Raw genomic sequence first — 17205 nt, 5'->3', positions numbered from 1 at the left:
CACGCCCTCCCGGTCCGTGGTGTGGTCGTCCGCGAAACGACGGTCACCCGTCGCGTCCGGCACGTACTTCACACAGACAACGATCCTCAAGCTCATGAGTGGTTCTCCTGTCACGGGTGCACGGGTGCACTGGATCCATGGCCTCAGTCATGCCGAGGGTACTGAGTGCCAAGTCCGGCCCGGCCGCGACCCGCGCGCCGCGGGCGCCACCTGGACCGGCATACCGTGTCGGCTCTCTTCGACTGGCGTCAGAGGCTCCATCGAGAGAATACGGCACTCAGTACCCCTCGTAAAGGAACTCAGTACCCTTCCCGGTGCCCGGGGGCCCGCGGCCCGTCCTCGCCCTGGGCCGTACCGCCCAGGGCGACGGCGGCCTCCCCGGTGTAGACGCGGAAGGTGAGGGACTCCTGCAGGTAGAGCCGGATCGTTTCGGCGTCGTGGGAGAGGTAGCCGACGGAGACGTCCTGGCCGAGGAAGAGTTCGAAGTCGCCGCCGCGGGTCGAGACCAGGAAGGCGCCCTCGATGGCGGGGGCCCAGATGATGTCGCCGTCGAGGAGGCGGGCCAGGTGGTTGTGGACGGGGTAGCCGTGGTCGCTGGTCTCGTTGACGGCGGTGAAGGCGTCGGCGCCGAGGAGCAGCGAGTACGGACCGCCCACGCCGGCCAGGCGCAGCGCCGTGAGGGCGCGGCTGACCGCCTCGGGGTACTCGCGGACGTCCTCCGGGAGGGGGACCGGGGGGTTGCCGGAGGCGGCTCGGATGCCGTCGACCGCGGCGGCGCGGTAGCCCTCGAAGACGGTCCGGTCCTCGGCCAGGGCGAGCGTGCGGGCGGCGTCCTTGACGGGCTGCCAGTCGGAGTCGCGGGAGCCGCGCTCGACGTCGTCCACGGCCTCCCGGCGGACGGTGAAGGGGACGCGCAGCTCCACCACCGGCTGGCTGGCGCGCGCGTGCGCCTGGACGCCGTCCGCCGGCGGTTCGATACCGGTCAGGTGGCCGGTGCCGACGGCGGCGAAGCCGGTGCCCTCGGGGCCGGTCAGGTCGACCACCCGGCGGCCGGCGATGTGCAGTTTGAAGGTCTGGCGGGCCTCCTCCTCGATCTCCTCCCAGGCGGCGGCGGAGACGGGGGCGAGGTCCCGGTGGAGGTTGTTCATGCGCGGGGTCCTGTTCGGGGGGTCTGCTTGAGGCTGCCGATGCCCAGCGAGCCGTCGGCCGGAGGGTCCGCGGGTACCGGCGGCGGAGACGTGAGCGCAGACGTGAGCGGGGACGGAAGCGGGGGCGGCGAGTCGAGGAAGTCCGCGGTCGGGACGAAGAACAGCGAGCCGGTGACGGCGGTGGAGAAGTCGAGCAGCCGGTCGGTGGTGCCGGGCGGGTTGCCGACGAACATGTTGCGCAGCATCTCCTCGGTCACCCCGGGGTCGCGCGCGTAGCCGATGAAGTAGGTGCCGAACTCGCCGCCGCGTGCGAAGGAGCCGAAGGCCATGTTGAAGCGGACGATCTTCCGCTCCTCGCCGTCCGGGCCGGTGATCACGGTGAGTGCCACGTGCGAGTCCGCGGGCTTGACGTCGTCGTCCAGCTCGATGTCGGTGAGTTTGGTGCGGCCGACCGCCCCCTCCTGCTCCTCGACGCTCAGCGCGTTCCACTTGTCCAGCTCGTGCCGGTACTTCTGGACGATGACGTAGCTGCCGCCGGCGAAGTCCGGGTCCTCGGCGCCGACCAGCGCGGCGCTCACGGCGGCCCGGCCCTCGGGGTTCTCCGTGCCGTCCACGAAGCCGAGCAGGTCCCGGTCGTCGAAGTACCGGAAGCCCTGGACGGAGTCGACCACGGTGGCCGGGCCGGCCAGGCGGGAGGTGAGCCGGCCCGCGAGCTCGAAGCAGAGGTCCATCCGCTCGGCCCGCAGGTGCAGCAGCAGGTCGCCCGGGGTGGCCGGGGCCCGGTGGCGGGGGCCGGCCACCTCCCGGAAGGGGTGCAGGGCGGCCGGCCGGGGGCCGTCGAAGAGGCGGTCCCAGAGCTCGGAGCCGATGCCGGTGACGCAGGTGAGGCCGCCCTCCGGGGCCCGGAAGCCGACCGAGCGGCGCAGGGCGGCGAGGTCGGGCAGCAGGTCGCGGACGGCGTCCTCGCCCCCGGGCTCGACGGTGAGCACCAGGAAGATCGCCGCGCCGGTCAGCGGGGAGAGCACGGCCTGCGGTTCGGGCTGCATGTCTCGGTCCTCCTCGGGAAGATCGGCGCGAGGCACACGACTGGCGCGAGGACGGGGTTCTCCCGCGGCGGGCCCACGTCAGCCGCTCCCGGCGGGGCGCGGGCGTCGGCGGGGCGCGGGCGTGCCGAACACCGGACGGACCAGCACAAATCTGATCATGGGAACGATTACACCGCACAGCGGACCATCCGGCGCGGTTGACGCGCATCCGGACGGCCCCGCCACACCAGGCCGGACGGCCCCGTCGGACGGTGTTCCGACGGGGCCGTCCGGGTGATCAGCCGGCCTGTTCGACCATCGCCGGTCAGACCCGCAGGGCCGCCAGCTGCTGCGCGAACGGCACCACCTGCTCGGCCGCCGCCTGCTCGGGCACCGTGGGCGCCGCCGACCCGCGGCCGGACAGCAGCGCTGCCAGCTCGCCCGCCGCACGGTCGATCCGGCGCGGCAGCCCGTCGGTGAGCCCGTCGCCCGCCGCACCCCAGTCGTCGGTGGCCGCGTAGACCGCGGTCGGCAGCACCACCGCGCGCAGATAGCCGAACAGCGGACGGACGGCGTGCTCCAGGGCGAGCGAGTGCCGCGGCGTGCCGCCGGTGGCGGCGATCAGCACCGGCTTGCCGGTGAGTGCATCGTGGTCGATCACATCGAAGAAGGACTTGAACAGACCGCTGTAGGAGGCGGTGAAGATCGGCGTCACCGCGATCAGCCCGTCCGCCTCCGTCACCGCCTCGATCGCCCCGCGCAGCGCGGCGCCGGGGAAGCCGGTGACGAAGTTGTTCGCGATCTCCACGGCGAGGTCCCGCAGTTCGACCACGGTGACCTCCACCTCCCGCCCCGCCGGGGCGAGTTGCCGGACGGTCGAGTCGGCGAGCCGGTCCGCCAGCAGGCGCGTCGAGGACGGCTTGCTGAGCCCGGCGCTCACCACCACCAGCTTGTAGGCGCTCACTTGGACACCTCCACCTTCTCGTTCTCGCTCTCGCCGGCCTGCTCGCCGACCGTCTCGGCGGCCTTCTCGTCGCGGGCCGCGAGCAGCGCGGCGTGGGTCGGCCCCTCCGGCACCTCGGCCGGGCGGCCCTTGGCGAACTCCTCGCGCAGCACCGGCACGACCTCCTCGCCGAGCAGGTCCAGCTGCTCCAGCACGGTCTTCAGCGGCAGGCCGGCGTGGTCCATCAGGAACAGCTGACGCTGGTAGTCGCCGAAGGTCTCCCGGAAGGTCAGCGTCTTCTCGATGACCTCCTGCGGGCTGCCGACGGTCAGCGGGGTCTGCTCGGTGAACTCCTCCAGCGAGGGCCCGTGCCCGTACACCGGCGCGTTGTCGAAGTACGGACGGAACTCGCGCACCGCGTCCTGGGAGTTCTTCCGCATGAACACCTGCCCGCCCAGGCCGACGATCGCCTGCTCGGGGGTGCCGTGGCCGTAGTGGGCATAGCGCTCGCGGTAGAGGTTGACCAGCTTCCGGAAGTGCTCCTTCGGCCAGAAGATGTTGTTCGCGAAGAAGCCGTCGCCGTAGTAGGCGGCCTGCTCGGCGATCTCAGGGCTGCGGATCGAGCCGTGCCAGACGAACGGCGGGAGGTCGTCCAGCGGGCGCGGGGTGGAGGTGAAGCCCTGCAGCGGGGTGCGGAAGCGGCCCTGCCAGTCCACGACCTCCTCGCGCCACAGCTGGTGCAGCAGCGCGTAGTTCTCGATCGCGAGCGGGATGCCCTGGCGGATGTCCTTGCCGAACCACGGGTAGACCGGCCCGGTGTTGCCGCGGCCCATCATGACGTCCACCCGGCCCTCGGCCAGGTGCTGCAGCATCGCGAAGTCCTCGGCGATCTTCACCGGGTCGTTGGTGGTGATCAGGGTCGTCGAGGTGGAGAGGATGATGCGCTCGGTCTGCGCGGCGATGTAGCCGAGCATGGTCGTCGGGGAGGACGGGACGAACGGCGGGTTGTGGTGCTCGCCGGTCGCGAAGACGTCCAGGCCGACCTCCTCGGCCTTGCGCGCGATCGCCACCATGGCCTTGATCCGCTCGTGCTCGCTCGGAGTGCGGCCGGTGGTGGGGTCGGTCGTCACGTCGCCGACGGAGAAGATTCCGAACTGCATGCTGCTCACCACTCCCAGGTAGTCCAACTTTCAACCACCTTAGCAGCCGGGTGGGGATCGTTATTCCCACCCACAATGGAAAGCGGGACGACGGCAAGGGGACGGGGCTCCGGAAGGGCGGCGGACGATGGCGCCGTACATCGCGGTGAGCGCGCTGAGCCACGAGGGCCTGGTGCGGGAGCACAACGAGGACAGCCTCACGGTCGGCCCGTGGACCCTCTGCGCCACGGTGACCGCCAACCCGCAGAGCCTGCTCTTCCCGCTCGGCCCGCCCTGCGTGGTCGCGGTCGCCGACGGCCTGGGCGGCCACCCCGGCGGCGAGGTCGCCAGCGCCCTCGTCGCCCGCCGGCTCGCCGCCGACGGGGACGCCCTGGACGGCGAGGAGGCCATCCGGGAGGAGCTGCAGGAATGCAACCGGGCCGTCTACGCGGCCGCCGCCGGGGAGCCGGAACTCGCCGCCATGGGCACCACGGTCGCCGGACTGGTGCTGCTGGCCGAGCAGGTGCTGGCCTTCAACGTCGGCGACAGCCGGGTCTACCGGATCACCCGGGACGGGCTGCGCCAGGTGAGCGTGGACGACAGCCCCCCACTGCCGCCCGGACGGCGCACCACCTCGGTGGTCACCCAGACCCTGGGCGGCTCGCTCGGCCTCACCTTCGTCGAACCGCACGTCCGGGCCGCCCCGCTGGCCCCCGGCGACCGGTACCTGGTGTGCAGCGACGGCCTGACCGACCCGGTGCCCGACGAGGAGCTGGCCGCACTGCTGGCCCGGTCCTACGAGGGCACCGAACAGGCCGACGGCAAGGCGGCGTTCGAGCTGTGGAAGGCGGCGATCGAAGCCGGCGGACCGGACAACATCACCCTGGCGCTGGTGCGGGTCGGCGGGTAGCCCGCCCGGGGTGCGGGTCGGCGGGGTAGCCCGGGTGCAGGTCAGCGGGGTGACCCGGGTGCGGGTCGGCGGGGTGGCCCGGGTGTGGCCCCCGGACATACGGACCCCGCCCCGGCGGGGCGCCGAAGCGCTCCGCCGGGGCGGTCACCTGTCCGTTCGCCGTTCTCGGCTCACATTTCGCTCGTGACGGTCACCCCGCTGAAGCCCTGCTGGGCGTAGAGGCTGAAGTAGACGTAGCCCGCCGGCGGGTCGGTCACGGTCAGCGTCTCGGAGTTGCCCGGGCCCGTCGAACGCGTGGCGCTGCTGTCGGTGTACGCCCAGTTGCTCGCGTTGTAGTAGAGGTCGCCGTTACCGGTGCCGCCGGCGGTGGTGATCTTCACCTGCTTGGTGCCGGCCGGCACCAGGAGGTAGAAGTGCGCGTAGTTGCCCGTGGTGGCCGCCACGTTGCTGCGGGCGCAGTTGGCGTCCAGCTGCCGGGGGTCGGCCGCGGTGCACTCCGGCAGCTGCGGCGGCGTGGTGGCACCGCCGCCGTCGGTGGCGCAGGCGCCGCCCGCGCACTTGGTCAGCCAGCTGTCGAAGTCGGCGTCGTAGCGGGTGCCGATGGTGGTCTTCAGCAGGGTGCGGGCACCGGCCCAGTCGCCCACCCGGTACTTGGCGAGGATCGCGTCCATGTCGGAGCGGTGCTGCTCCAGCATGTAGCGCACGGCCAGGTAGCCCCAGCGGTAGACCCGGTCCTGGTCACCGTAGACGGTGTCGAAGAGGTCGCTGAGCTTGTAGGTGTGCCGGCCGGCGGCCGCGATGGCGCCGTCGTTGTTCACCTTCCGGTACGAGTAGGAGACGTACTCGGCGAAGCCCTCGACCCACCAGACGGTCGGGGTGGTCATGCCGGTGTTGAAGTCGCCGTACATGTCGAACCGGCCGTCGAGGTAGTGGGTGTACTCGTGGTTGAGGTTCCAGATCTCGAAGGACGGACGGGCCCACTCGGCCTCGTAGCAGAGGAAGCGCGGCTGGTTGCCGGCCTTCGCCGGGTCGCCCTCCAGGTACATGCCGCCGTTGTTGGTGTCGATGCCGTAGATGGCGGCAGCCAGCACCTGGTAGTCGCGCGAGGAGTGGAAGACCACGACCTCGATCGTGTTGTTCCCGTCGTCCTTGACCGGGCCGTTGTCCTTGACCACCGAGTGGAAGTAGGCGTCCTGGCCGGTCAGGCTGGTGCAGGCGGTGCCCAGCTGGGTGCTGTCCAGCGCCTGGGCGATCAGCTTGATGCTCGGGCTGCAGGTGTGGTTCACCGTCAGCACGCCGGCCTTGAGCTGGTCGGCGGCGTTGCAGGTGCCGTAGTACGAGCAGTTGCCGGCGTCGTAGAAGCCGACCGCCTCGGCGACCGCGGCCCACTGGAAGACGGTGCGTCCGTTCGGCGCCGCCTTGTCCACCAGCCCCTTGGCCAGCGGACGGACCTTGGCCTGGAGCGCCGTGTCCTTCAGGAAGCGGCCGAGCTCCTTGGTCGCGTTGTAGACCAGCACCCCGAAGTCGCCGCCGAGCAGGTCGTTGTTGCGGGCGGCGAAGGTGGAGAGGGTGTCCAGGACGCTCGGGTCGGCCTCGACGGCCGCGTCGAAGCCGGCCAGCTGGTGGCCGCGGAACAGCACGGTGAACACCGGGTTGACCGACCAGGCCATGCCGGCCGGGTTCCAGGTGGCGCTGTTGTAGTCGGTCAGCAGCTGCTTGACCACCGTGAGGTAGCGGATGTTCTCCTGCGCGCTGTCGATCAGGGTGACGGCCTCGCCCAGGATGGACCCGTTGCCCGCGGCGACGTCACGCGAGTGCGCGCTGCCGAAGAACGCGTCCAGACCGGAGCGGATCGCCGTCTGCAGGGCGGTGCCGTACGTGCCGACGTCACCCGGGTGGTACCACTGCGCGAAGTAGCCGGCGCGCAGGAACAGCACCAACTGCTCGACGGAGGTGGAGTTGTCGCCCGGGTAGCTGCCCGCCGCGTCGCGCAGCGCGTACGCCACCGTGGTCATCTGCTCCTCGCGGAACGCGCCGCGCGCGTCACCGCCGGTGAGCTGGAAGAGGCTGTTGATGCACTGGATGTCGGCGGCCTTGATGTGCTGGACCAGGTCGCTGCCGGTCCGGCCGGTGAAGTCGCCGGTGGTACAGGCCTGTTCGGCCGCCGCGCCGAGCCGGAAGGACTTGGTGTTCGGCGCCGTGGACGCCTTCACCTCGGCCGGCCGGGTGTCCAGCGACAGCGGGGCGCGCTGGTCGGCGGAGGCGAACTGCCGCTCGCCGTCGCCGCGTTCGGGCGTGCCGGTGGCCGGCTGGGGCGCCGGTCCGGCGGGGGTGGTGGGGGCGGGCGCGCCGCCGGGGGCGGCGGGCGCGGCCTGGCTCTGCGGCGCGAACAGGCCGACCGCCAGGAACAGGGACAGGACGAGCGTCAACAATCGTGCCAGCTGCGGGAGTCGCAGCAGACGTGAGGGACTCACGTGAGGGCCTCCGGGCCGTCGTCGGCCGCGATCGGGGCGCGACCGGTGGGGGAATCGAGGACCGTTGGCGACGGCGCCGCGTGGGGGCGACTCCGTCGGGAACCGGTGGGGAGTGTGACATGTACCATGGCACACATCACATACCCTTGGGAACCCTGGGCGTTGTGCGCAGTTCGCGGGGAAAACGCGAGGAGACCATGGTGACGATTCGTCACCACGGTCTCCAGGACGTTCAGTTGCCGCACAGCCGGCGAACCGGCCGTTCGGGGGGTACTACGTGCGGAGCGCTCCGTGCGGGGCGCAGCGCGCCGAGCCGCTACTTGCGGAGCAGCAGGATCACGCCCGCCGTCGCGAGGCCGACCACGACGGCGGCCACGCCGTACGCCAGGCGGTGCGCCCGCACCACCGGCAGGAAGCGGTCCACCGCGTAGCGGCCCGGACCGGTCAGCGCGAGCGCGGCGGCGCCGGCCGTCAGCAGCAGCTCGTACTCGCTGCCCTTCGGGGCGAAGAAGCCGCCGCCCCAGGTGACAGCGATCGCGTTGACCATCGTGCCGACGATCGCGGCGCCCGCCAGCGGGGTCAACAGGCCGACGGCGAGGCCGAGTCCGCCCAGCGTCTCGGTGAGGCCGGCCACCACGGCCATGGCGTGACCGGCCGGGTAGCCGCTCATGGTGAAGAAGTGACCGGTGCCGTCGATCCCGCCGCCGCCGAACCAGCCGAACAGTTTCTGGCTGCCGTGCGCGGCCATGGTCAGGCCGAGGACCAGGCGCAGGAGCAGGAGTCCGACGTCATAGGCGTGCGGGGAGGTCGTCGCGGACCCGGAGTTCTCCCGGGCCGGGCTGACGGTGGGGCTGGTGGCGGCGGTCGTGCTCGGGCTGCTGCTCGGCATGCGCGTCTCCATCGATCGAGGGTCGGTCGTCGCCGGCCGGGGCCGGCGTGAGGGGGTGCGGTGAGGCGGCGGGCGGGGGTCGTCACCCCGACGCCATTGTTCAAATTTGAACCGGCCGCTCCCCCGACCGTACCGTGGAGTTCGAATTTGAACAACTGACGCTTCGTGGGCGACTCGCGACCCCCGCCCGAACCGGGGCAGGGTGGAGACATGGCTCAACGCAGGCAACACCAGCGGGGCGCGCGCACCGGCACCCCGTACCCCGAAGCCCTGGCCGCCTTCGACGAACGCGTCCGGCTGATCACTCCCGACCAGTGGGACTCCCGCACCCCGTGCGCCGACTGGTCCGTCCGCGACCTCGTCAACCACCTCACCGGCGAACAGCTCTGGGTGCCCGAACTGCTGATGGGCGCCACCATCACCGAGGTCGGCGGCCGCTTCGACGGCGACGTACTCGGCGACGACCCCGTCGCCGCCTGGACGGACGCCGCCGAAGCCGCCCGACAGGCCTGGGCCGTCCCCGGCGCCACCGAGCTGACCGTCCACCTCTCCTTCGGCGACGTCTCCGGCCAGTACTACCTGGACCAGCTCACCACCGACCTGACCATCCACACCTGGGACCTCGCCGAAGGCATCGGACGGCGCACCCGGCTCCCCGCCGAGCTCGTCGACTTCACGCTCGGCGAGATCTCCGGCTACGGGGACCTCTCCGGCAGCGGGCTCTTCGACCCGCCCCTGCCGGTGACCGAGGACGCGAGCCCCCAGACCCACATGCTCGCCCTCACCGGGCGGCGGGACGCCGGGTGACCGGACGGCGGGGCAGCCAGGACGGAGAGTGACCGCACCACGGCGTGACCGGGACGGAGGGTGACCGGGGGCCCAGCCGGCCGAACCGCCCGACGCCGGATACTGGAAGGTACGGGGATCAGTTTCCGAGCGAGAGGCGGGCGCGCCATGAGCCGCAGGCCGGACATCCTCGGCGAGTTCACCGCCGACCACCGGGCGGTCACCGAACTGCTCGACGCGATCGAGGCCGCCCCGGCCGGCAGCCCCGGGCGCGGCCCCCTGGTGACCCGGCTGACCGACCTGCTGTTCGCCCACTGCGCCGCCGAGGAGGAACACCTCTTCCCGCTCGTGCAGCACGACGTGCCCGACGGCGGCGCACTGGTGTTCAGCAGCATCCACGACCACCTGGCGATCGGGCAGTACCTCTCCGACCTGCAGGCGCTCCGCCCCGACGACCCGGTCTTCGACACCCTGCTGCACGGCCTCGGCGACACCCTGCGGCGGCACCTGCTCAGCGAGGAGAAGCAGCTCTTCGCCGCCGCCCGCAAGGCCCTGCCCGCCGCCGAACGCGCCGCACTCGGCGACCGGCTACGGGCGGACCGCGAGGCGCTCGGCTCCTGACCCCTCCGGTCAGCCCTTCGCCGAGTCCTTCGCCAGCCCCTCGTCGTCCTTCGTCAGCCCTTGGTCAGCCCCTCGTCAGCCCTCCAGGCTGATCACCGCGAAGCGGGCGCCCTCGTGGTCCTGCAGCCGGGCCACCCGCCCGTACGGGGAGTCGAAGGCGGGGCCGAGCACCGCGCCGCCCAGCTCGACCGCCCGGGCCAGCGCCCGGTCGGTGTCCGGGACGGCGAAGGACACCTCCCAGTGCGGTGGCATCCCCGCCGGGCCGCCCGCCTGCTCCCTGGCCAGCGCCGCGACGTTGTTCCCCTCGGCCCGCAGCACCACCCGGTCGTGCTCCCAGCGGACCTCGAAGCGCTCCGGGTCGCGGCCGTCCCAGCGGAACACCTCGCCGTAGAACAGCGCCGCCGCGAACGGGTCCGGGGTGCGCAGCTCGATCCAGACCGGCGCGCCGGGCAGCTCCAGCTTCCGGGCCCGGCCCAGCGGGCCCTCCCAGATGCCGAACACCGCGCCCGCCGGGTCCGCCGCGAAGGCCACCCGCCCGGCGTCGAAGGCCAGCGGGCCGACCGCCAGCGTCGCGCCGCGCTCACGCACCGCGTCGGCGGCCGCGTCGGCGCTCTCCGTCCCGAAGTAGCTGGTCCAGGCGAGCGGGATCGCCCCCTCGCCCGCGACGCCGAGCCCGGCCACCGCCTCCCCGCCGACCACCGCGTGCACGTACGGGCCGAAGCGGTCCGGCCCGGCCTCGAACTCCCAGCCGAGTAGCGGCCCGTAGAACCCCTTGGCCCTCTCCAGGTCCCGGGCCATCAGGCTCACCCAGCACGGAACGGCCGCCACACAACGCACCCTGGCGGTCTCACCGCTGCCCATCGCGAACCTCCTCGCCCACCCGGCCGCCGGGCCCCTCCCGACTCCCACGGCCCACCGGCCGCCCGGGACGCCCACAGCCTAGGCCGCCACCCCGGACACCCCGGGGAAGCCATGCCCGGGATCAGCGCACCCAGTTCTTCAACGCCTCGGTGTCCAACGAGATGCCCACCGGGTCCGGCAGCCGAACGGTCCTGCCGAACGGGAGGGTCCGAGCGTTCGTGTAGCGCACCCCGTCGGGCTCGCTGAACACGGTGACCTCGGCGGAGTCCCGGTCGACCAGCAGAGCTGAGCCGACAGCCCGGTGGGCGACGCAAGGGGTCAGGCGTTCCGGACGACCTCGCGGGTGAGCTTGAGGGTGGTCTGGATGGCCAGCAGGTAGCCGCCGTGCATGCGGGTGGCGGCGGCTTCCTCGGCTTCTCCGCCGCCGAGGTCGAGTTCGCCGCGGAAGGTGAGGGTGAGGCCGTGCTCGTCCTCGTCGATGTCGTTGTGGATCACCCAGCGGGCGGCCTCGTCGTCGCGGAAGAAGCTGACGCGGGTCTTCGGGTGGAAGACGATCTCCTCGCGCACCCGCTCGCCGTGGAAGACGACCTCGCGGATCAGGCCTTTCTCGGTCCGCTCGAGCACGGTGCACTCGTCCATGGCGGCGACGACGGGCACCGCGTTCTCGGCCTTGCGCACCAGGCCGGCCCAGACGTCGTCCCGGGTGAGGTGCACCTCGTCGGGGTTGGCCGGGTCGTTGACGCGCACGGTCTCGCTGATGACTCGCATGACGGATCCCCCAGTTACTTGTTCGGCCAAGCAATTTGCTTGTGCGGCCAAGTAAACGCTTGAGGAATGCCCAGCGCAAGAGATGGCCCCAGAAGAGAAGAACTGATTGCGCATACAATGAACCCATGCCTGAACTCCCGAACCCCCTCGCCGAGGCCGGCGGCATCAGCCAGGCCATCGCCCGGGTCTCCCGCCTGCACCGGGCGAACGCGGAGCGCCTGCTGCGCCCGCACGGCCTGCACGCCGGGCAGGAGCTGCTGATGATGCTGCTCTGGGAGCGCGGGGCGCTGCCGCAGGCCGCACTGATCGAGGAGCTCGGCACGGACGCCTCCACCGTGACGCGGATGGTGCAGCGGCTGGAGCAGGCCGGGTTCGTCCGGCGCCGGCGCAGTGAGACCGACCGGCGAGCCGTGGTGGTCGAGGCGACGGCGGCGGCCTGCGCCCTGCGCGATCAGGTCGCGCAGTCCTGGCGGGAGCTGGAGGCGGTCACCCTGACCGGGCTGGACGAGGCCGACCGGGCCGCGCTGACCGGCCTACTGGGACGGCTGGAGCTCAATCTGAGCCCCGCCGTCGACGCCGGCGACCCCGCAGTGTGACGCAGGTCACATGGGTGGCGGAAATTCCGGGGACAGATTCCCCGTTTCCGACTACGTTGGCAGAAGCGGGGAGAACTTCCCCGGTATCCTGAAGGAGCAGTCGTCGTGACCACCGTAGCCGCCGAGTCGGTTCGTCCCGCGGGGAGTGTCCGTACGCCGAAGTTGCGTGCGGATGCGAGCCGGAACCGGGAGCGGATCGTGCTGGCGGCCCGGGAGGCGTTCGTCGAGCACGGTGCGGATGTGCCGCTGGACGAGATCGCCAAGCGGGCGGGGGTCGGCAATGCCACGCTCTACCGGAACTTCCCGGATCGGATGGCACTGATCCGCGAGGTGGCACTGCTGGTCAAGAACCGCATCCTGGCTCTCGCCGAGACGGCGACGGCGGAGGCGGACGCCGCTGACGGCGGTGGCCCGTTCGACGCTCTACAGCGGTTCGCGCACGCGACCGTCGCGGAGAAGGTCGGCGGTCTGTGCGCGCTGTTCACCAGCCATGTCGACCCGCACGACCCGGAGTTGACCGAGATCCGGGAGCGCCTGCGGTCCGCCGTGAGCGGACTGATGGAGCGCGCCCGGGCGGCGGGCGAGCTGCGGCCGGACGTCGACCACGGTGACCTGTTCATCGCGATGAGCCAGCTGACCCGACCGCTGCCGGGCACCTCCTGCCGGCTGCTGGACGAGTTCGTCCACCGGCACCTGCAGCTGTTCCTGGACGGCCTGCGCGCGCCGGCCCGTTCGGTCCTGCCCGGCCGGGCCGCAACCTTCGAGGACTTCCTGACCCAGAACTGACCGATGCACCACACCTGATCCGACCGGCACACCTGATCCGACCGGCGACACCGGGCGACCCGCGCTCCTGGGCGGCGCCGACCCGGCCTGCCCCGGACATGCCTTCGAGCACCTTTCACCGTACGGCAACCAGCCGTTCCCGTACGGCAGTTGACCGTTCACGCACACCACGCACCGTGAAGTGAGTACCCCCATGCCTCAAACCGACGCCCGACCGGCGACGCTGCCCGATCCCCGCCGCTGGAAAGCGCTGATATTCATCGGCCTCGCCCAGCTGATGGTCGTCCTCGACGCGACCATCGTGAACATCGCCCTTCCGTCCGCCCAGAAGGACCTGGGCATCACCGACGGCAACCGCCAGTGGGTGATCACCGCCTACGCGCTGGCCTTCGGCGGCCTGCTGCTGTTCGGCGGCCGGATCGCGGACCTCTGGGGCCGCAAGCGGACCTTCATCGTCGGCCTGACCGGCTTCGCGCTGGCCTCCGCGCTCGGCGGCTTCGCGGTCAACACCGCGATGCTGCTCGGCGCCCGCGCCCTGCAGGGCGTGTTCGGCGCACTGCTCGCGCCGGCCGCGCTGTCGCTGCTCGCCGTGACCTTCACCGAGGCGAAGGAGCGCGCCAAGGCCTTCGGCATCTACGGTGCGATCGCCGGTGGCGGTGGCGCCATCGGTCTGATCCTCGGCGGCCTGCTGACCGAGTACATGAACTGGCGCTGGACCTTCTTCGTCAACATCCCGTTCGCCATCGCCGCCGCCGCCGGCGCGGTGCTGGTGATCCGCGAGCCCGCCGAGGGCCGCAACCGCAGCAAGCTGGACGTCCCCGGCGTGCTGCTGGTGACCACCGGCCTGGTCTCGCTGGTCTACGGCTTCACCAGGGCCGAGACCAGCGGCTGGACCGCCGGCAGCACCCTGGGCCTGTTCGCCGCGGCCGCCGTGCTGCTGTTCGCCTTCGTGATGGTGGAGCTGAGGGTCAAGGCCCCGCTGCTGCCGCTGCGCGTGGTGCTGAACCGCAACCGCGGCGGGGTGTACCTGTCGCTGGGCATGGCCGTGATCGGCATGTTCGGTCTGTTCCTCTTCCTGACCTACTACCTGCAGATCGTGCTCGGCTACAGCCCGGTGCTGACCGGCGTGGCCTTCCTGCCGATGGTGGCGGGCATGATCACCGGCTCGACCCAGATCGGCGCCCGGCTGATGACCCGGGTTCCGGCCCGCTACCTGATGGCGCCCGGCTTCCTGGTCGCCTCGGCGGGCATGTTCCTGCTGACCCACATCAGCCTGGACACGTCCTACCCGGCGCTGATCCTGCCCGGCCTGATCCTGATGGGCCTCGGCATGGGCACCGCGTTCATGCCGGCCATGAGCCTCGCCACGTACGGCGTCCAGCCGCGCGACGCGGGCGTGGCCTCCGCGATGGTCAACACCTCGCAGCAGGTCGGCGGCGCCATCGGCACCGCGCTGCTGAACACCATCGCGGCCAGCGCGACCACCAGCTGGCTGGCCTCGCACGCCACCGCCGCGGCCGCCGCCTCCCCGGAGGCCGCCAAGGCGCTGCAGTTCCAGGGCATGGTGCACGGCTTCTCGACCGCGATCTGGGTGTCCTTCGGGATCCTGGTGGCAGCCGCCGCCGTCGCCTTCACCTTCATCAACGCCGGTCGCCCCGACGCGACGTCGGGTGCGGGCGCCGGTGCGGGCGCCGCGAAGGCCGACGAGGTGCCGGTGCTGGTGCACTGACGCCCAGGGGTTTCACTCGGGTGCGTACGCGGCCCGTCCGGTGTCTCACGACACCGGACGGGCCGCTCGCCGTTTCCGCCGCCTCACTGCTTCCGCCTCCGCCTCCGCCCGATGCTCACCTCACCCGACCCCCGGCTGGAAGTGGGGATGACCCCCCGTTTAGGGTGGACCCCAGTGCGAATCGGGGACATCTCCCCGTTTCCTTCGGACCGAGGTGCGTGCGACATGACCCGGAATCAGAGCCCAGGGCGGGGGCAGCGGGCCGCCGACTGGGCGGACGGCCGGCTGGGGATCTACACCCTGGCCAGGGCGAACCTCCGCAAGATCTTCCCGGACCACTGGTCCTTCATGCTGGGCGAGATCTGCCTCTACACCTTCCTGATCATCATCCTGACCGGCGTCTGGCTGACCCTGTTCTTCAAGCCGTCGATGGGCGAGGTGGTCTACGCCGGCTCGTACGTGCCGCTCAAGGGCATCGCGATGTCGGAGGCCTACGCCTCCACCGTGGACATCAGCTTCGAGGTGCGCGGCGGCCTGCTGATCCGGCAGATCCACCACTGGGCGGCGATCGTCTTCGTCGCGGCCATGTTCGTCCACATGATGCGGGTGTTCTTCACCGGCGCGTTCCGCAAGCCGCGCGAGATCAACTGGGTCTTCGGCTTCCTGCTGCTCTTCCTCGGCATGCTGGACGGCTTCTTCGGTTACTCGCTGCCGGACGACCTGCTCTCCGGCACCGGCCTCCGGTTCATCGAGGGCGCGATCCTCGCCGTCCCGCTGATCGGCACCTACGTCCAGATGTTCCTGTTCGGGGGCGAGTTCCCCGGCCACGACATCGTGCCGCGGTTCTTCACCATCCACGTGCTGCTGATCCCCGGCATCATGCTCGGGCTCCTGGTGGCACACCTGATCCTGGTCTTCTACCACAAGCACACCCAGTGGGCGGGCCCCGGCAGGACCGAGAAGAACGTCGTCGGCATGCCGCTGATGCCGGTCTACCTGGCCAAGGCCGGCGGGTTCTTCTTCCTGGTGTTCGGCATCATCGCGCTGCTGGCGGCGATCGCGACCGTCAACCCGATCTGGGCGTACGGACCGTACCGTCCCGACCAGGTCTCCACCGACGCCCAGCCGGACTGGTACATGGGCTTCGCCGAGGGCCTGATCCGGATCATGCCGGGCTGGGAGGTCGGCCCGTGGGGCCACACCCTCAACCTCGGGGTGCTCATCCCGTTCACCCTGTTCCCGCTGGTCCTGGGCGCCATAGCGGTCTACCCGTTCGTGGAGAACTGGCTCACCGACGACAAGCGGGAGCACCACCTGCTCGACCGGCCGCGCAACGCGCCCGTCCGCACCGCACTCGGCGCCGCCTGGATCAGCCTGTACCTGGTGGCGCTCGTGGCGGGCGGCAACGACCTCATCGCCACCCACCTGCACCTGTCCCTCAACGCGATCACCTACGCCGCCCGCGTCGGCTTCTTCGCCGTCCCGGTGATCGTCTTCACCGTCACCAAGCGCTGGTGCCTCGGGCTGCAGCGCCGGGACCGCGACAAGGTGCTGCACGGCCGCGAGACCGGCGTCATCAAGCGGCTGCCGCACGGCGAGTTCACCGAGGTGCACGCCGGGCTCACGCCCGCCGAACTCCACCGGCTCACGGCACACGAGCAGTCGCGCCCCCTCGAACTGCCCGCCCCGGTGGACGAGAATGGAGTCGCCCACCCGGCAGGGGTGCTCACCCGCACCCGCGCGAGGCTGTCCCGCGGATTCCACGGCGAGCACGCACAGATTCCCAAGCCCACCGTCGAGGAGTACCGCGAGATCACCGAGGGCCACGGGCACTGACCCGCCCCCGACGCCAGAGGGAGGACATCGTGCACGACCGCACCGACCGACTCGCCGACAGCAGACACCTCCTGCTCACCACCTTCGACGAGGACGGCACCCGGATCGACTCCCAGCTCTGGGTGGTGCCGGACGGCACGGCGCTCGGGGTCTGGACCCCCGCCCACTCGGGCGAGGCCGAACGGATCCGCCGCCACCCCCGGGTGCTGATCGGCCCCTGCGACGCCCACGGGCGCCCGACCGGCCCCAGCGTCCCGGCCCGCGCCCGGCTCTGCGACGCCGACGCGACCGCGCGCTACCGCACCTCGCTGATCAACAAGTACGGCCTGACGGCCCTGATCGTGCTGGCCCGCAGCCGGTTCCGGGTCGGGCTGGACGGGACGGTCGGGATCCGGATCACCCCGAACACGCTGGAGCAGCGGCTGGTCGGGCCGGAGTGGCGGCCGCCGGGCACGTACTGCGTCAACTGAGACCGCCGCCAGGGCAGCAGAGCCCGCCGTGGGGGGGGGGGCCGGGGCGGGGGGGCGCGGCCCCCCCGGGGGGGCGGGCCCGGGGGGGGGGGGGGGGGGGGGGGGGGGGGGGGGGGGGGGGGGGGGGGCATCAGCGGCGCCGGGGGCGGTTGCGGGCCCAGGCGCGGATGGTGTCGGGGTACCAGCGGGGGTGGCCGTTGGCGTCGGTCACGTCCGGGTCGGGC

General features: G+C 71.8%; 17 protein-coding genes and 1 pseudogene. 8 read left to right on the top strand and 10 right to left on the bottom strand.

What is annotated here, in order from left to right:
• The 5 genes and pseudogenes from ACZ51D_RS42840 to ACZ51D_RS42820 form a co-directional block, all read right to left on the bottom strand.
• A pseudogene (locus tag ACZ51D_RS42840) lies at positions 1–96 on the bottom strand (electron transfer flavoprotein subunit beta); the annotation flags it as partial.
• A gap of 203 nt (positions 97–299) precedes the next feature.
• A complete protein-coding gene (locus ACZ51D_RS42835; protein ID WP_465665711.1) occupies positions 300–1148 on the bottom strand; it encodes a family 1 encapsulin nanocompartment shell protein in 849 nt (282 codons plus the stop codon).
• Positions 1145–2194 (bottom strand): Dyp-type peroxidase, encoded by a 1050-nt coding sequence (locus ACZ51D_RS42830; RefSeq protein WP_465665710.1) that lies wholly within the window; start codon positions 2192–2194, stop codon positions 1145–1147. The genes ACZ51D_RS42835 and ACZ51D_RS42830 overlap by 4 nt, the downstream gene beginning before the upstream one ends.
• A 304-nt stretch (positions 2195–2498) precedes the next feature.
• Positions 2499–3137: an FMN reductase gene (locus ACZ51D_RS42825; RefSeq protein WP_465618769.1), complete on the bottom strand. Its 639-nt coding sequence runs from the start codon at positions 3135–3137 to the stop codon at positions 2499–2501.
• Positions 3134–4276, bottom strand: a complete 1143-nt coding sequence (locus ACZ51D_RS42820; RefSeq protein WP_465665708.1) for an LLM class flavin-dependent oxidoreductase — start codon at positions 4274–4276, stop codon at positions 3134–3136. Before ACZ51D_RS42820 ends, ACZ51D_RS42825 begins: the two co-directional genes overlap by 4 nt.
• Before the next feature lie 127 nt (positions 4277–4403).
• Here ACZ51D_RS42820 and ACZ51D_RS42815 point away from each other — a divergent pair, with 127 nt between their 5' ends.
• A complete protein-coding gene (locus tag ACZ51D_RS42815; RefSeq protein WP_360507223.1) occupies positions 4404–5165 on the top strand; it encodes a PP2C family protein-serine/threonine phosphatase in 762 nt (253 codons plus the stop codon).
• 170 nt (positions 5166–5335) lie between these two features.
• Here ACZ51D_RS42815 and ACZ51D_RS42810 read toward each other — a convergent pair whose 3' ends face one another.
• Positions 5336–7639: a M9 family metallopeptidase gene (locus ACZ51D_RS42810; protein WP_465618766.1), complete on the bottom strand. Its 2304-nt coding sequence runs from the start codon at positions 7637–7639 to the stop codon at positions 5336–5338.
• Positions 7640–7955: 316 nt separating this feature from the next.
• Positions 7956–8528 carry a DoxX family protein gene (locus ACZ51D_RS42805; protein ID WP_360507229.1) on the bottom strand — a complete coding sequence of 191 codons (573 nt, stop codon included), beginning with the start codon at positions 8526–8528 and terminating at the stop codon, positions 7956–7958.
• A gap of 210 nt (positions 8529–8738) precedes the next feature.
• On the opposite strand from ACZ51D_RS42805, the gene ACZ51D_RS42800 reads away from it, so the two are divergent.
• Both ACZ51D_RS42800 and ACZ51D_RS42795 read left to right on the top strand, forming a co-directional pair.
• The gene (locus tag ACZ51D_RS42800; RefSeq protein WP_465618764.1) at positions 8739–9335 is read left to right on the top strand and encodes a TIGR03086 family metal-binding protein; all 597 of its coding nucleotides are present in this window, start codon (positions 8739–8741) and stop codon (positions 9333–9335) included.
• Between the two features lie 147 nt (positions 9336–9482).
• Positions 9483–9935, top strand: a complete 453-nt coding sequence (locus ACZ51D_RS42795) for a hemerythrin domain-containing protein (protein ID WP_465618762.1) — start codon at positions 9483–9485, stop codon at positions 9933–9935.
• Positions 9936–10010: 75 nt separating this feature from the next.
• Here ACZ51D_RS42795 and ACZ51D_RS42790 read toward each other — a convergent pair whose 3' ends face one another.
• From ACZ51D_RS42790 to ACZ51D_RS42780, 3 genes are all read right to left on the bottom strand, one after another.
• Entirely contained in the window at positions 10011–10796 is a 786-nt protein-coding gene (locus ACZ51D_RS42790; protein WP_465618760.1) for a VOC family protein, read from the bottom strand.
• A gap of 121 nt (positions 10797–10917) precedes the next feature.
• Positions 10918–11046 carry a hypothetical protein gene (locus ACZ51D_RS42785; protein WP_465618758.1) on the bottom strand — a complete coding sequence of 43 codons (129 nt, stop codon included), beginning with the start codon at positions 11044–11046 and terminating at the stop codon, positions 10918–10920.
• Between the two features lie 68 nt (positions 11047–11114).
• The gene (locus ACZ51D_RS42780; RefSeq protein ID WP_465665706.1) at positions 11115–11564 is read right to left on the bottom strand and encodes an SRPBCC family protein; all 450 of its coding nucleotides are present in this window, start codon (positions 11562–11564) and stop codon (positions 11115–11117) included.
• Positions 11565–11689: 125 nt separating this feature from the next.
• On the opposite strand from ACZ51D_RS42780, the gene ACZ51D_RS42775 reads away from it, so the two are divergent.
• The 5 genes from ACZ51D_RS42775 (at position 11690) to ACZ51D_RS42755 (ending at position 16981) form a co-directional block, all read left to right on the top strand.
• A complete protein-coding gene (locus ACZ51D_RS42775; RefSeq protein WP_465618756.1) occupies positions 11690–12160 on the top strand; it encodes a MarR family winged helix-turn-helix transcriptional regulator in 471 nt (156 codons plus the stop codon).
• A gap of 105 nt (positions 12161–12265) precedes the next feature.
• Positions 12266–12946, top strand: a complete 681-nt coding sequence (locus ACZ51D_RS42770; protein ID WP_465665704.1) for a TetR/AcrR family transcriptional regulator — start codon at positions 12266–12268, stop codon at positions 12944–12946.
• A 193-nt stretch (positions 12947–13139) separates the two neighbouring features.
• Positions 13140–14675 (top strand): MFS transporter, encoded by a 1536-nt coding sequence (locus ACZ51D_RS42765; protein ID WP_465618754.1) that lies wholly within the window; start codon positions 13140–13142, stop codon positions 14673–14675.
• A gap of 225 nt (positions 14676–14900) precedes the next feature.
• Entirely contained in the window at positions 14901–16511 is a 1611-nt protein-coding gene (gene qcrB / locus ACZ51D_RS42760; protein ID WP_465665702.1) for a cytochrome bc1 complex cytochrome b subunit, read from the top strand.
• A gap of 29 nt (positions 16512–16540) precedes the next feature.
• Complete coding sequence (locus ACZ51D_RS42755; RefSeq protein ID WP_465665701.1) at positions 16541–16981, top strand: PPOX class F420-dependent oxidoreductase; 441 nt, start codon at positions 16541–16543, stop codon at positions 16979–16981.
• The last annotated feature ends 224 nt before the right edge of the window (positions 16982–17205 follow it).

This window comes from Kitasatospora sp. NPDC033851, assembly GCF_055576085.1.
The sequence above is the reverse complement of the archived record's forward strand: the minus strand, read 5'-3'. Positions and strand labels throughout refer to the sequence as shown.

Excerpts from the sequence above, each read along its gene's own strand:
- ACZ51D_RS42835 (WP_465665711.1), bottom strand. The coding sequence starts at position 1,148 with ATGAACAACCTCCACCGGGACCTCGCCCCCGTCTCCGCCGCCGCCTGG.
- ACZ51D_RS42830 (WP_465665710.1), bottom strand. The coding sequence starts at position 2,194 with ATGCAGCCCGAACCGCAGGCCGTGCTCTCCCCGCTGACCGGCGCGGCG.
- ACZ51D_RS42820 (WP_465665708.1), bottom strand. The coding sequence starts at position 4,276 with ATGCAGTTCGGAATCTTCTCCGTCGGCGACGTGACGACCGACCCCACC.
- ACZ51D_RS42815 (WP_360507223.1), top strand. The coding sequence starts at position 4,404 with ATGGCGCCGTACATCGCGGTGAGCGCGCTGAGCCACGAGGGCCTGGTG.
- ACZ51D_RS42805 (WP_360507229.1), bottom strand. The coding sequence starts at position 8,528 with ATGCCGAGCAGCAGCCCGAGCACGACCGCCGCCACCAGCCCCACCGTC.
- ACZ51D_RS42800 (WP_465618764.1), top strand. The coding sequence starts at position 8,739 with ATGGCTCAACGCAGGCAACACCAGCGGGGCGCGCGCACCGGCACCCCG.
- ACZ51D_RS42795 (WP_465618762.1), top strand. The coding sequence starts at position 9,483 with ATGAGCCGCAGGCCGGACATCCTCGGCGAGTTCACCGCCGACCACCGG.
- ACZ51D_RS42790 (WP_465618760.1), bottom strand. The coding sequence starts at position 10,796 with ATGGGCAGCGGTGAGACCGCCAGGGTGCGTTGTGTGGCGGCCGTTCCG.
- ACZ51D_RS42780 (WP_465665706.1), bottom strand. The coding sequence starts at position 11,564 with ATGCGAGTCATCAGCGAGACCGTGCGCGTCAACGACCCGGCCAACCCC.
- ACZ51D_RS42775 (WP_465618756.1), top strand. The coding sequence starts at position 11,690 with ATGCCTGAACTCCCGAACCCCCTCGCCGAGGCCGGCGGCATCAGCCAG.
- ACZ51D_RS42765 (WP_465618754.1), top strand. The coding sequence starts at position 13,140 with ATGCCTCAAACCGACGCCCGACCGGCGACGCTGCCCGATCCCCGCCGC.
- qcrB (WP_465665702.1), top strand. The coding sequence starts at position 14,901 with ATGACCCGGAATCAGAGCCCAGGGCGGGGGCAGCGGGCCGCCGACTGG.